13 protein-coding genes and 2 pseudogenes are annotated in these 12,506 nt (G+C 56.3%); 11 read left to right on the top strand and 4 right to left on the bottom strand.

Features of this window, described 5'->3' with window-relative positions; translation table 11 throughout:
• The 5 genes and pseudogenes from U5A67_RS40095 to U5A67_RS40075 form a co-directional block, all read left to right on the top strand.
• On the top strand, positions 1–1,007 hold a 1,007-nt coding region (locus tag U5A67_RS40095; RefSeq protein ID WP_321818777.1), incomplete at its 5' end, for a hypothetical protein.
• Between the two features lie 83 nt (positions 1,008–1,090).
• Positions 1,091–1,366 (top strand): annotated as a pseudogene (locus U5A67_RS40090) (transposase); the annotation flags it as partial.
• Positions 1,335–1,811 carry a hypothetical protein gene (locus U5A67_RS40085; RefSeq protein WP_321818776.1) on the top strand — a complete coding sequence of 159 codons (477 nt, stop codon included), beginning with the start codon at positions 1,335–1,337 and terminating at the stop codon, positions 1,809–1,811. The pseudogene U5A67_RS40090 and the gene U5A67_RS40085, both read left to right, overlap by 32 nt.
• A 270-nt stretch (positions 1,812–2,081) precedes the next feature.
• Positions 2,082–2,528 carry a hypothetical protein gene (locus U5A67_RS40080; protein ID WP_321818775.1) on the top strand — a complete coding sequence of 149 codons (447 nt, stop codon included), beginning with the start codon at positions 2,082–2,084 and terminating at the stop codon, positions 2,526–2,528.
• Positions 2,525–3,343 carry an Imm49 family immunity protein gene (locus tag U5A67_RS40075; RefSeq protein WP_321818774.1) on the top strand — a complete coding sequence of 273 codons (819 nt, stop codon included), beginning with the start codon at positions 2,525–2,527 and terminating at the stop codon, positions 3,341–3,343. Before U5A67_RS40080 ends, U5A67_RS40075 begins: the two co-directional genes overlap by 4 nt.
• A gap of 12 nt (positions 3,344–3,355) precedes the next feature.
• On the opposite strand, the gene U5A67_RS40070 is transcribed toward U5A67_RS40075, so the two are convergent.
• Entirely contained in the window at positions 3,356–3,580 is a 225-nt protein-coding gene (locus tag U5A67_RS40070; protein WP_321818773.1) for a hypothetical protein, read from the bottom strand.
• A gap of 176 nt (positions 3,581–3,756) precedes the next feature.
• Between U5A67_RS40070 and U5A67_RS40065 the strand changes: the two genes are divergently transcribed.
• The 4 genes from U5A67_RS40065 (at position 3,757) to U5A67_RS40050 (ending at position 7,224) form a co-directional block, all read left to right on the top strand.
• The gene (locus U5A67_RS40065; protein ID WP_321818772.1) at positions 3,757–4,218 is read left to right on the top strand and encodes a DUF6911 family protein; all 462 of its coding nucleotides are present in this window, start codon (positions 3,757–3,759) and stop codon (positions 4,216–4,218) included.
• Between the two features lie 297 nt (positions 4,219–4,515).
• A complete protein-coding gene (locus U5A67_RS40060; protein ID WP_321818771.1) occupies positions 4,516–5,100 on the top strand; it encodes an SMI1/KNR4 family protein in 585 nt (194 codons plus the stop codon).
• A 537-nt stretch (positions 5,101–5,637) separates the two neighbouring features.
• On the top strand, positions 5,638–6,276 hold the full coding sequence (locus U5A67_RS40055) for a hypothetical protein (RefSeq protein WP_321818770.1): 639 nt from the start codon (positions 5,638–5,640) through the stop codon (positions 6,274–6,276).
• Between the two features lie 6 nt (positions 6,277–6,282).
• Positions 6,283–7,224, top strand: coding sequence for a hypothetical protein (locus U5A67_RS40050; RefSeq protein ID WP_321818769.1), 942 nt, complete (start codon positions 6,283–6,285; stop codon positions 7,222–7,224).
• A gap of 3 nt (positions 7,225–7,227) precedes the next feature.
• Here U5A67_RS40050 and U5A67_RS40045 read toward each other — a convergent pair whose 3' ends face one another.
• Positions 7,228–7,587 (bottom strand): transposase, encoded by a 360-nt coding sequence (locus U5A67_RS40045; RefSeq protein WP_321818768.1) that lies wholly within the window; start codon positions 7,585–7,587, stop codon positions 7,228–7,230.
• Positions 7,562–8,671, bottom strand: a pseudogene (locus U5A67_RS40040) (ISNCY family transposase); the annotation flags it as partial. The pseudogene U5A67_RS40040 and the gene U5A67_RS40045, both read right to left, overlap by 26 nt.
• A gap of 275 nt (positions 8,672–8,946) precedes the next feature.
• Between U5A67_RS40040 and U5A67_RS40035 the strand changes: the two are divergent.
• Positions 8,947–10,248 carry an MFS transporter gene (locus U5A67_RS40035; protein WP_321818767.1) on the top strand — a complete coding sequence of 434 codons (1,302 nt, stop codon included), beginning with the start codon at positions 8,947–8,949 and terminating at the stop codon, positions 10,246–10,248.
• A 61-nt stretch (positions 10,249–10,309) separates the two neighbouring features.
• Positions 10,310–11,086 carry a substrate-binding domain-containing protein gene (locus U5A67_RS40030; protein ID WP_321818766.1) on the top strand — a complete coding sequence of 259 codons (777 nt, stop codon included), beginning with the start codon at positions 10,310–10,312 and terminating at the stop codon, positions 11,084–11,086.
• Positions 11,087–11,103: 17 nt separating this feature from the next.
• On the opposite strand, the gene U5A67_RS40025 is transcribed toward U5A67_RS40030, so the two are convergent.
• Positions 11,104–12,033 carry a LysR family transcriptional regulator gene (locus U5A67_RS40025; RefSeq protein WP_321818765.1) on the bottom strand — a complete coding sequence of 310 codons (930 nt, stop codon included), beginning with the start codon at positions 12,031–12,033 and terminating at the stop codon, positions 11,104–11,106.
• Positions 12,034–12,506 lie beyond the last annotated feature (473 nt).

Genomic DNA, 12,506 nt, shown 5'->3' with positions numbered 1-12,506 from the left:
CCCGGAGCGACGGGCCCGACAAATGTTTTAGTTCAACCTTGGTTGCCGAAGTAATTGTCATGATAGATTTCAAAAACATTGCAACAATGGGCGTAGATCCGCGTTGGCCGAGTCGCCAAACGGTAGTCAAGTGGCTTGAGAAGGCGATTCCAAGGCCACTTGAACCTGTACTTTCGTACAACACGCGTATCGACACCCAGAACGAACTCAATCTTCCACCGAACTCGACGTACATCCCGGTCGGCGCGACTTTGCGGCAAAGAGCTGAGATATTGGCTCTGACCGGTCGCCCCTGGGAGCATGCGATGGCCAACGCAATTGGGTTTCAAATGTTTGGTGCGAAGTTGTACTTTTTTTGGCACGTTAAGCATAGAGTCTTATTCCCAGAGCATTCTCAGCCGCTACGTATGATGAACTGGGAGTCTATGACGGAGGACATGGCGATCGATTTCATCCTCGGTCGCGTGGAGGAAGGCATCTACCAAGGCTATCTTACCCACGCTGTACTAAACCGGGGTTATCAACTTCAACTGTCGTACGAGGAACGACATCGCCGGGTTCACGCGTTTATGTTGCGACTCTTCGCCGACTGGCGTGGAGATATTCGACATGAATGGCCGCCATTCGCGAGTTCAGTTCCGATCTACGAGGGCATTCTTGAAAGATGGCGCGAAACCGATCCCGAGAAATTGACGCCTTGGTTATTGGCTGCCTGCGACCGCCACACACACGAGTCGAAGCGCGATAGCGAGACCAAGTTTTACGACTGCTCTGCGTTTCCGCGTACACCGCTTGAAATCCTTCTCCTGTTTCGGCTACGTGAACTGTTGGGCTTGCAGAATCCGATACTCAAGCATCCATTGATTGAGGCGCCTTTCGATAAGTTGCCGGAGCATCAACCGCCTTTTGTTCCAAACGAGTTGATCGAAGGAACGCTCGCACGCGTACGTGAAGATTGGCCCGAGTTCGATCAGATTGTTGCACTCGGGTCGCTTCGCGACCGCTAGTCGCCATGACGGCAGACGCTCAAGGGCAACTTCCAGGCCTCGCACAGCGCCTAAATGGTCCCGTCCACGGGCGTGGGGACAGCAGGGCCTGGGATCGCGTGATTCCGTTCTTTGCGTTCCCGCCCGGCGTGCGCAAGGTGAGCTATACGACGAACGCCATCGAGAATATCAACGCGCAGCTACGCAAGATCATCAAGACCCACGGTCACTTCCCAACCGATGATGCAGCAACGAAACTGATCTGGCTGGCACTGCGCAACATCACGGCCGACTGGGGGCGTGCCGCTCACGACTGGAAGACAGCGATGAACCAATTCGCTATCCTCTATGCGGACCGATTCGTTCGACCATCCGTGTGAATCTCAACCCCGCCTTGAACACGGAAATTCTGACACTCCCGCGGCTCTGTACAACCGGCAGTTGCACCCAAATGAACGCGCACTGATCAAGAAACTGGCACAACAGAAAGCCGTGCAGACCTGTAATGGCGACGCTACCTGCATTTCGACCGCGACAACTACGTGGTCCGACTTGCTTGAGCGCGTGGCCGAAGGGCAAGTGGACGACGCCGCCAACGCCAAGAATATGGCGTACCTCCAAAATATCCTGCAGACAGCGACCGTACCGAATAGCGAGGGTGCACTGGGCGGTGCGGATGCGCATCTGAAGAACTTGCAAACCGCGCAAGATATGCTGGCGCCGTACATGGGCAAACCGATTCTGGCCGGTAGCGCTCCGATCATGGCCGACGGCGGCGTGGAAACCTACTTCAGCGCGACGCCGGCACGGCGCGCGGAACAGTAGACTAACTACATCCTGCGCACTCAGCCTCCTGGGCCTGTCGTTCTGGGAATGGACCTGCGCGATCAGAACCGGCTCGATTACCTTGCTACCCCCGACGGGTTCAGCGCGGCCCGATTACACCTTGGAGCAATTTGTACTTAGTGGTGCACTGACCAACAAGGTGATCGGTACGGTTGGGCGCGCACCAGGGGGCTTGACGCGACGTTGGCAGGCGATGTGGTCGCATCGCAAGGGGGTAACATTTCGGCTAGCCGGATCACGCAGCAAGGCATGACACTCTCCTTGTCGACGGCAGATCGCGCTATCCTTTCTCAGATCGGCAACCTGCCGAACACGACCTTGCAAGGTGACGCGCGCGAATTTGTCGTGAACAACTATTTTGCACGCAATGGTTACACGCAGCTTGATGGGAAATGTGGCGTCAATTGCTTTGACGGAGTGTATGTGAAGGGAGACACGGTCTACATCAACGAGGTCAAGCCGCTCAACTCGAACGGGGCGATCAAGCTAAACGGTCCTTCCGATTCCTTGCCAACGCAGATGACAGATGATTGGGTGAGCGGCGCAATCGAGCGCCTGCGGCAAACAGGTGATGCTGCTGCGATGCAAACCGCGGACGCTATTCAAGCGGCAAAAGATAACGGTAAGCTTGTTAAGTTGGTTACCGGCGTTGATAGTCAAGGGGCAACTGTTGTCAGGCTCGGGGGAGCAAAATGATTGAATTAAGCCGTGAGCAAAAGCTTCTCAATGTCCTTGGCGCAGAGGAGAAGGCAAGCCCTCGTCAAGTCGAGTGGTTCGTGCATCGTCGAAAGACTGCCAGGTTAGGGAGCATTCTTTGCGGCCTTGCAGGGTACGCGCGAAACAGAGCTATTTATGCCTATTTCGTTGAGCGAAACGTCGAGAAATGTAAGCAGAATTTCTATCTGGCGTCCAAGCTCGTTCTTGCGAGCGTGGGGCAGAATGGAGGCGCTTCTCTCGAGGTGGGAAGAGACATTCAGATTGCACTGTTATCTGACTGTGGGGAGATAATTAAGGAAATCGCCTGTCTGGAAACGGCAGATTTGGTGAGAGACCGCAACAATCCGCTCAACAACCGGTTCCATGTTTATATGTTGCAATTGGTTATTCGCGGCGAGGACAAAACGGTTCATGCCATGATCGAGACGATCGCGAAGCATGGCCGAAATCCGCTGCGAGCAGAATGTGCCGAGGGCCGTGATTTCTTCTCGCTTTTGCTCAAGGGCGATAAGGAAGGGCTGGAGGAGCTAATCAAGAAGAAGCACGCCTCTATTAAAGGAAGTGGCGATGTGGCGGAAGAGTTCATGTCATACCGCGGCACCTTGGAGACCAAACTGTGCTGGCATCGCGGCATCTGCGTGGAGATCGAACATCCTTTAGTTCCGATGGAACTGATGCCCATCCGTCCGCTAGCTCACTACGACGACGTCTACGATTTCCTCAAGCCGGGGTGGATGCCGCCACCACAAGGCTTCCTCGACAAACTATCTCGGCTGTTCAGCAACAACACTTGACCTGTACAACCATCAGTTTTTGGTAACACGCTGGGCGGTGCGCTGCTGACAAATGTCGTTGCAGGCGCCGCTGGTGCGGCTGCGGGCGGTGCGATCGGAGGCGGTGCGGGCGCGTTGAGTGGTGCGGGTGGAGCGTTGAGTGCGGATTTGTATAATCGGCAGTTGCATACGGACGAAAAGGCGGCCATTCACGCGAAAGCCAACGGCGACACTGCAGAAGAGAAGAAACTGACTCAAGCAGCCTGCTACGCCGTGAAATGCTGGGCGGAGTTTGTGAAATTTCAGGGGAAGCTCAGGCAATGGACACGTGGAACCACAAGCTGGAGCATCATTACTCCCGCTAAATTTTCGAAATAAGAAATGTGGGCGGCGACAATTAACTTGACCGGCCATGCTGCTTGACGCTCTCTAAAATGACGCAAAAACTTCTTTTGTTGGATGCAAGTGATAACTCAGGCAACGGAACGGTTGGTGTTTCGGTCCCGAGGCCTGCCTGGCTGAATCTTGAGTTGAGAGTTAAGCAGGCGTTCGAATTTGGAGGCTCTGTGACGTTGTGGGAGGCGACTGTTGGATCCGATGAAAAAATTGTATTGGGAACGAATTTAGCTATGGAGGCTCGCCCCGGAGAATGCCGCCTCATCTACAGCCCCCAAAAGAGACTCGGCCAGAAGACAAAGGTGCGAGAGTGGTGGGAGCCAGGTAATGCGCCTTTTCGAGGAACTACCAACTTCAACGATCATGAGTGGGATGACCGAAGCGTATGTCGAGATGTATCGGTTGCAATTCAGTTTTTTAGAGATTTTTTTGATAACGGTGATCTTACGGAATCAAGTCTTGAACAGACGCTATCTGTTTGGGATCGTAAAGCACGTTGACTGGTTCTGTTGCAATAAGGCGCCGGCTATATAAACCCCGCTTCGCGCTGGGCTTATTTCGCGTGAAGGCCGCCACGTACGCGCAAAACTGCAACGCGTGGGCGTGGGCCTCCAACGCTGAGGCGGAAGTGACGGGTGAGCTAGCCGAAGTGCAAGCGGCTAGGGAAGAAGTGCGGTCGGTCGCGCCGGTGGACGAACTGGACATGAAGCAGACCGAAGGCGGCGAACTTGCTGTTCACGTTCGGCGAGCGCGTGTGTCGGGTGCGCGGCTGGCAGAATTAAGAACTGGAATGAACAATGATTGACGTTACTGAAAAGCTGAAAAATTTAGGGTATCGGCCTCTAAAGAACGACGACATCGGGGCTACTGCTACGTTCGTGGATTTATTGGAGAGAGATGTGGGGCGTCTGCCGGAGGACTACAAAGAATTCCTCAAGGCACGCCCCTGGACTGGAATATTCGATGACCAGATTGGCTTCGAGGGCAGTGAAAAGTCGCCGTGGGCTTCGTTGGGAGTCGAAATATTGGAATGCTTATATGGTCGGTGCCCCGATAAGTCCAATGACATAACGGCAATTCGAGAACGACTGTTACAGAAACTTCCAAGTAACGTTCTCGCGATCGGGGAAGTGACTGGGGCGAATTTTGTATGCATTTATCTCGACGAGAAGATGTTTGGAGGTGTTTGCCTCTGGGATCACGAGCACGAAGAGAACGTGCGGCAAGGTATTTATAAGGTTGCGCCCAGTTTTTCCGAGTTTATCGATCTCCTCCGCAAGATGGAGCAGCCTGCAGCGACGCAGGCAAAGATTGTGAAGGTTGAGATATCCGACGCGCTTAAGGCGAGGGTGGCGGAGCTGAATAGGAATAAGCGCAAGTGATTGTGTCGTTCTGTACGACTGCTAGTTGTACTCCGATGAAAAGCTGGTTGTAGTATGCCCAACACGAGTCGCGCAACGCGACCTGCTTGCCGATGCTTCACGCTCTGCGGCGCTGACCAAAGACCAAGGCGCAGATCCCGTCGTGTTGGAACACCTGGACAAGCTTTTTGATGGCGTCGACGACGTCGCTGCCGTCAGAGAGAGTCGGGATGAGTTGCCAGTAATCACACCGGATCAGGCATTTAGGGGAAGATCGGGAACTGGGAACTGCCTCATTGCGGGCAATTCCGCACCCAGTTGACGCCAGAGCGCAGCGCCGCGTGGGGTGAAAAGCCGCAACCGTGGCCAGTCGGGTGATAATAGAGCCAGAACACCATCACACAGACCAATATCAGTGGAAACCGGCATTCCGAACCCGAATCCTGCTACCTCCCAGCCGAAAAGGACGGCCGCCCCACGGACGCTTACCAACCCGGTGAAGTTGTTGCCGATGAAGGGCACAACGCAGCAGCCCCCGTCGAGATCGTGCCAATTGGCATGAAGTCGATCCGTTACTGGCACAGGAACATCCAGCCTCTAGTCAACCAGCACTACCGGCTCCACTCCGATACCACCGACACTAGCCGGCGTGTTCGAGCCGACGTCGGCTGGAACTGGTGGCACTACGCTTCATATGCACTCGGGCACAACCTCGCGGTCCGCTCGCACTCAGCGCCGCCCAGCCTTGTCTGCGGCTGGGCCATGATGCTGGCATTGCAGGGCCAGAAGCCCGCACGCGTGCCAGTAGGCCTGCTCACGGCAGTCCCTGACTTTGTGTGTCATGTTGGCGGGACCACGGGGGGCAGGGGGTTTGTCTGGTACCTTAGCAATGCGCCCGCGGAATTTTTCCGCGATAAGATCAAGGCTCCAGCCTTAGAGGGCATCGCGGAAGCGCTGCTGGATACGACGATCCAGACCCGCCTCGATTTTTGCGGCGACGCTACGACGCTCCTGCACGCCGAACCAGAAGGGGGCTCGCGTTTGCAGTCGTTTTACAGGGGACTTGGTATGAAGGAGGTCACGATGTCAGAGCGGGTGTCCCTCTTTCGCGGGGCAAAGCCGGGGGAATACTTTGGCTTCGAGGACAAGGAGGCCCGCACCTTTGCAGATCGATTCGCCTCAAGGCGTGGACAGTGAGGTCACATGACGGCTTCAGATAAACACGGAACTGACACCTGGCTTGACCCGGATCCAGAGAGCCCTGAGATCCGCGCGCGCGTGCGCCGCGTGTGGGAGAAATTGCACGGGCATACGGCTCCTGCTGACGCCAGTCTCGCGGCACTTGTACCCGCGGTCGGCACCCCGGAGATGGAGCAATTTGCCGACGCGCTAGCTAAGGTGCTTGAAGAAGAGCATGACGAGTCGGAAGACGACTCGCTTTCTTACGCGGAGATACGGGAAGCGTTTCTGGCTTCTGCGCGCGAGGACACGCCGGACATGCTCAACGATACGATTCGTGGCCTACGCGCCCCCGAGGATCTGGATTTCGATGTGCCAACCGTTCCGCTGGGTTCGCGCACATTCGTTCAGCGTACGTTCATCCGCAGTGCAACGCCAGTTGAAATGGCGGACGGAACGCACGAAAAAACGACTTTCAAGGACTACAAGCGCCTGAAGCGCGCCTGGGAAAGAATGCGCCGTTCCGCGTTAGATTCCGTATCAACGTCCATGGCGGATAGATTTCTCGCAAGCGCATACGAAACAGTTCCAGAACCTAGCTTGTCCGCCAGGATAACGCAATTTCTACGTTCTGTTTCCCCTTGGAAACTCACACGAGAACTCGCGATAATCGATCGCAACAGCTTTGACCCGACAAAGGGCAAGGTGCACTTCTGGAGCGACAACCATCATTGGGACCTGTCTTACCATCGGCACGGTAATACCTTGCTGGTCATCGTGGCTGGCGACACAACCGAAAGAAAGGTGATTCGTGCGGTGATCGAAGTGGCCAATGCAAGGACGTTCAGCCGGGATATGCTGCAGGTTTTCGGTGAGGATCCGGTGAGCACGAAGGATGCAATCAAGACACTGCGGCAAGCCATCGCCGGCGATCATGCGGAAGCCGATAGCTTTGCCGGACCATAGTCGTCACGGTTCGAATATGCTCACGGCGCGGCCGCCCTCGAACTGAGCGACATTTCCGACCTCGGATGCCAAGAGGCTCGCAGTAATGGGGCCGATACCGGGAATCGAGAGCAGCCGGGATGCGTCCTCGTCTTCGCGAAGCTGTACTGTCAAATCCCGTTCGATATCGCCAACCTGCTGGTCGAGATAACGATAGTGGGCATGCAGCCGGTGGATTAGCTGGACGAGCCGGGGTGGCAGATCGTACCCCGCAAGTACATCGGGCAGCCGCCGTTCGCAGCCAAGTTCAAATGTCCGGTTTACGGGGTTTAGGGTTTGTCTTTCATGGGGTTGCTGCTCACGCAGTGTCGAAGATCTGCTCATGAGCGGCTGGGGCTTCTGTGCATGTTCCAGTGACGGCTGTTGACTGATGGCCTGGTTTGCAAGGTTCTTGCGTGGGCTGCTTTTGCTGGGCCAGATCAACGATCGCCCGCTCGATATCTGCCTGCGTGAACTCGCGTTGCTTCTTCTTGCCCGTATGGCCTTCCTTGCGCTCCGGTCGGGTTGAATCACCCCGGTGCGTTCGCGAAGGCGCTTCACCGATCCGGCTGCTATCGCGTTGCGCCTGAATAACCTGCGATATCTGAAGTGCGTGACTCAGCCGTTTGTGTTCGACGATGGCGCCCTGGTCGACCTCGGTCAGCTTGTCGTACTCGCGGTACGGCACCACCCGACCATCCGCACGCAGTTCGATACGTCCGTCCGGATACTCCCAGACCTCGATATACCGATCGATCAGCTTGCGGTTCTCCGGCGTATCGTCCAGCAGGTACAGCACCCGGTCATACTGCACCGTCAGCTACTTCTTGACCTTCCGCGATTCGCGCCACGTGAGCACCAGATCAAGGCTCTCGTCGGCCCGCAGCGGCCGGTGGGCGTCGAAATCGCTCTTCGGCGACTTGGCAAAGCGCGCGTTGTAGCTCGCCATGAAGGAGGGCGCCCAGGCGTTAGCATCGGCCATCGTGCTGATGCCGCGCAGCCGTAGCTCCTTCACGAGGCGGTCCTGCAGCGTCAGGTGGGCGCGCTCCACACGCCCCTTGGCCTGGCTCGAATTCGCGCAGAACGTGTCGATGTTCAGCTCGTACATCGCGCGGCCGAACGGCGTCACGCTGTGGCCGGTCCGCTCGGCACTGGTGTTGCGCAATACGCTGGCCTTGTCGCTGTAGAACGCGCCAGGCTTACCATGGCGCGCGATGTACCCGCGCGTCGCCTCGAAATAGCTGAAGGTCGACTCTGTCTGCGTGAAATGCAGTTCCATCAACCGGCTCGTCGCGTCGTCCACGTACACCAGCAGCGTGCATTGCGGCGCCCGGTCCTCGAACCAGGCGTGTTCGCTGCCGTCGATCTGGATCAGTTCGCCCAGGCACGACCGACGTGCGCGGGGCTGATAGACCTTCGGCGGCCGCGACGGTGGGAAGAGTACGAAGTCCGTCCTGAACAATTCGTTTTGCCGACCACCGGCGCTACGGCGATAGAAGCCCAGCAATGCGACGGTTGAGTTAGTGTGATGCTGTGTCCGGGATTACAGGGGCAACTCCACGACTGATAACTTCCGTGCATCGTTAGTGATAAAAATTGCACTTTCCAACTCCGGACGCGTGAGTCACCATCGCTGGCACATCCCAGACCTAGAAGTTAGCGCCAGGCACGCTTACCGATGGACAATCCCCGGAGACAATCAGCATGTCAGTACCTGCCGCGAGCGCTTCGCAGCGTCCGCTCTCAGCTATCAAAGCCGTATTCCGCGTGACGGCGGGCAATTTCCTCGAACAGTTCGATTTCTTTCTGTTTGGCTTTTACGCCACGCAGATTTCAACGACGTTCTTTCCGTCGGGCGACACGTTCGCATCGCTCATGATGACGTTCGCTGTCTTCGGCGCCGGATTTCTGATGCGACCTCTTGGCGCCATCATCTTGGGAGCGTACATCGATGACGTGGGCCGCAAGAAGGGACTGATAGTCACGCTCGGGGTCATGGCTAGCGGAACAGTTCTAATAACGTTCGTGCCTGGCTACGCGAGGATAGGCCTTGCTGCACCAATTCTTGTGCTCGCGGGGCGCCTCCTCCAAGGTTTCTCAGCAGGCGCGGAACTGGGCGGCGTCTCGGTCTATCTGTCGGAAATTGCCACGCCCGGACGGAAAGGCTTCTTCACGAGTTGGCAATCCGCGAGCCAGCAGGTCGCCGTAGTCGCGGCTGCGTTGCTGGGCTACGCCATTACCCGCTGGATGCCACTCAGCGTTGTGAACGCATGGGGCTGGCGCATTCCCTTCGTGGTTGGCTGCATGATTGTGCCGCTTGTCTTTCTGCTGCGACGAAACCTCGAAGAAACAGAAGAATTTAAATCGCGTCGGCATGCGCCCGAGTTGCGCGAAGTGCTAAGTATGTTGACGACGAACTGGCGTACGGTAGGAGCAGGGATGCTGCTCGTTGCGATGACGACTACGTTGTTCTACTTCATAACAGTGTACGCGCCGACCTTTGGAAAGAATGCTCTGCATTTGAGTACCGCAGACAGCTTGGTGGTCACGCTTTGCATCGGCGTTTCGAACTTCATCTGGCTGCCTTGCGGAGGCATCCTGTCGGACCGATACGGTCGTCGGCCTGTGCTGGTCTCAATGGCTGTACTAGCACTTATCACGGGATATCCCACGTTAGATTGGCTTGCGCACGCTCCGACGCCGATAAGCATGCTCGTTGCCCTGCTGTGGCTGTCGTTCATCTACGGTCTCTATAACGGCGCGATGGTTGCGGCACTGACTGAATTGATTCCGAAAGAGGTTCGGGTTGCTGGCTTCTCTCTTGCCTATAGTCTGGCAACGGCAATCTTCGGTGGCTGCACACCGATTGTCTCGACTGCCCTGATACATCTGACGGGAGACGCAGCAGCGCCCGGATATTGGATGAGCGGCGCAGCGGCCTGCGCCTTATGCGCCACTCTGATGCTATACCGCACACAGTCACCCGGGCAGGCCCAGGCAGCCTGAGGGCAGTTGAAGCAATGCAGATTTAGGTCATTCAGTTTTTTGAAAACTCATTCGAAAGTCTATGAATACGTTTATCAGAGGTCTTGCGGTTTCGATTGTCGTTGCATCGGCTTCCCATGCTGTCCAGGCGGAGGAGCTTCGTGTGATGACATCCGGTGGGTTCACTGCAGCATACGAGGCGCTTAGGCCAGGTTTCGCGGCCAGCACCGGAGACACACTTGACACGATACTGGGCCCGTCAATGGGCTCGACACCGCAGGCTATTCCGAACCGTCTTGACCACGGAGAATCCGCCGATGTCGTCATCATGGTCGGTTACGCGTTGGACGACCTCATCAAGCGCGGGAAAGTCGTGCCGACATCACGCGTCGAACTGGCAGATTCCCGCATTGGCGTAGCGGTGCGTAGCGGAACGAAGTTCCCCGATATCAGCACTCCTGACGCGCTTCGGCAGACACTGCTGTCGGCGAAGTCGGTTGCTTACTCCGATAGCGCCAGCGGTGTCTACATTCAAAATCAGATGTTCAAAAACCTCGGCATTGAGAAGCAGATGCAGGGCAAGGCCAAGATGATTCCGAAGATTCCCGTTGCGAGCGTCGTCGCGAAAGGCGACTTCGCAATTGGCTTGCAGCAGGTCAGCGAGTTGCTTCCCGTTTCAGGAGCGACATTCGTTGGGCGCATTCCTGAGTCGCTGCAATCTGTGACCCGCTATGCGGCGGGAATTCCGGTCAATGCGCAACATCCGGAAGAGGCGAAGAAACTGCTGGCCTACCTGTCGTCGGCGGGAGTACAAGCTACTGTGCAAAAAACTGGGCTCGATTCAATTCCTGGCAGGTAATGCAGCGATAGCGAGGGCTACGACGTCGTTGTCTTTGCTCGAGGCGTCCGTCGCCCTTTCTGCATGGCGACCACCATCTCATACAGAGCATCGGCGGCCGGTGTCCGTGTGCGACCCTTGCGGCTGATGAGACCGACGCGGCGCGTAACGACAGGTTCGACGAGTGGAACGCTCATAAGCGTCAAATGCTCGTCGATGGGCATCGCAATTGAAGGAACGGCAGCGATACCCATGCCGGCCTCAACCAGTCCAATCATCGTGGTTACATGCCGCGTTTCGCAGACGCTAGGCGAGGGAGGCGTGAGGCCCGTAAGTGCCTGGTCAAGCAATAACCGATTTCCCGACGTCTTATCCAGGGAAATATAGTCATACCGATAGAACTCACTCCAACTAACTCGCTTTTTCTTCGCGAGCGGATGGTCTTTGCGACAAGCGGCGACAAACCGTTCCTCTAGCAGCGGTTTGAAGTGAATCTCAGGTTCTTGCTGTGCGGTAAAACTCAGACCGAAGTCCGCCTCGCCGCCAGACACCAGCCCTAAAACCTCATTCGCGCTTCCATCAAGCACAGTCACCCTAATCCTAGGATACAGACTGTGGAATTGGGCAACGACGTGTGGCATGAAGTAGTAAGCCGCAGAAGGAACGCACGCGACAGTTACCTTTTCAGTGCGAGTCGACGCGACATCCTTGATTCCAAGCAGAGCGACATCGAGGTCATCCAGGATTCGCTGCGCGCTCGGCGCAAATGCTCTCCCGGTTGCAGTTAGCGACACCTGACGGTTCGTGCGGTCGAACAGCTTCACGCCCAAGGCGTCTTCGAGCTTCTCAATACGGCGACTTAGCGCGGGTTGCGAGATGTTGACCGCGCTCGCTGCTTTACGAAAGCTTCCGCGCTCGACGACAGCTCGGAAAGCGAGAAGGTCGTTAAGGTCAAAGTTAATTGCCATGTAGTCTTGCCGCGGGGTGAACGAACAATAGTATTTGACATAGCGCTCCGCTTTCAATCAAGGACTTAGCATCGCGGTCGCGCTGACGCAACGCGAACATAGTTTGACACAACCACCTCCACGCACAAGATGCTATCGATCTTGCGACAATAGTGTTTGACACAAAGATCGCCTCAGATGCCGATCCGACCTTGCAGCGCGGCTCGCTTACCAGCGTGGGCCGGGCCCCGCGAAAACCGGACACTGGGTAACGCTTAAAACCATGAGTTCGTCTTCCACCTATGTTTAAGCCCAGTCACAACGTGGAACCCGAAACGTTGGCTTCCACTTTTTTCAGCCGACCTCAGACCTTGAACCGGTCGACTTCGCGCATCGTCATCGTGATCGTCCCAGTCGCGTTCATCGCCGGCGCTCCATGTGGATGTCCGGCGCTCAACCTACACAGAACACGACATTTCTAATTAGCGGAAACC

Source organism: Paraburkholderia sp. J69-1 (assembly GCF_905220255.1).
Lineage (GTDB): Bacteria > Pseudomonadota > Gammaproteobacteria > Burkholderiales > Burkholderiaceae > Paraburkholderia.
The sequence above is the reverse complement of the archived record's forward strand: the minus strand, read 5'-3'. Positions and strand labels throughout refer to the sequence as shown.

Coding starts and splice junctions, on each gene's coding strand:
- U5A67_RS40025 (WP_321818765.1), bottom strand. CDS start 12,033: ATGGCAATTAACTTTGACCTTAACGACCTTCTCGCTTTCCGAGCTGTC.
- U5A67_RS40045 (WP_321818768.1), bottom strand. CDS start 7,587: ATGAGCAGATCTTCGACACTGCGTGAGCAGCAACCCCATGAAAGACAA.
- U5A67_RS40080 (WP_321818775.1), top strand. CDS start 2,082: ATGACACTCTCCTTGTCGACGGCAGATCGCGCTATCCTTTCTCAGATC.
- U5A67_RS40065 (WP_321818772.1), top strand. CDS start 3,757: ATGACGCAAAAACTTCTTTTGTTGGATGCAAGTGATAACTCAGGCAAC.
- U5A67_RS40050 (WP_321818769.1), top strand. CDS start 6,283: ATGACGGCTTCAGATAAACACGGAACTGACACCTGGCTTGACCCGGAT.
- U5A67_RS40055 (WP_321818770.1), top strand. CDS start 5,638: ATGAAGTCGATCCGTTACTGGCACAGGAACATCCAGCCTCTAGTCAAC.
- U5A67_RS40030 (WP_321818766.1), top strand. CDS start 10,310: ATGAATACGTTTATCAGAGGTCTTGCGGTTTCGATTGTCGTTGCATCG.
- U5A67_RS40085 (WP_321818776.1), top strand. CDS start 1,335: ATGCGGACCGATTCGTTCGACCATCCGTGTGAATCTCAACCCCGCCTT.
- U5A67_RS40060 (WP_321818771.1), top strand. CDS start 4,516: ATGATTGACGTTACTGAAAAGCTGAAAAATTTAGGGTATCGGCCTCTA.
- U5A67_RS40075 (WP_321818774.1), top strand. CDS start 2,525: ATGATTGAATTAAGCCGTGAGCAAAAGCTTCTCAATGTCCTTGGCGCA.
- U5A67_RS40035 (WP_321818767.1), top strand. CDS start 8,947: ATGTCAGTACCTGCCGCGAGCGCTTCGCAGCGTCCGCTCTCAGCTATC.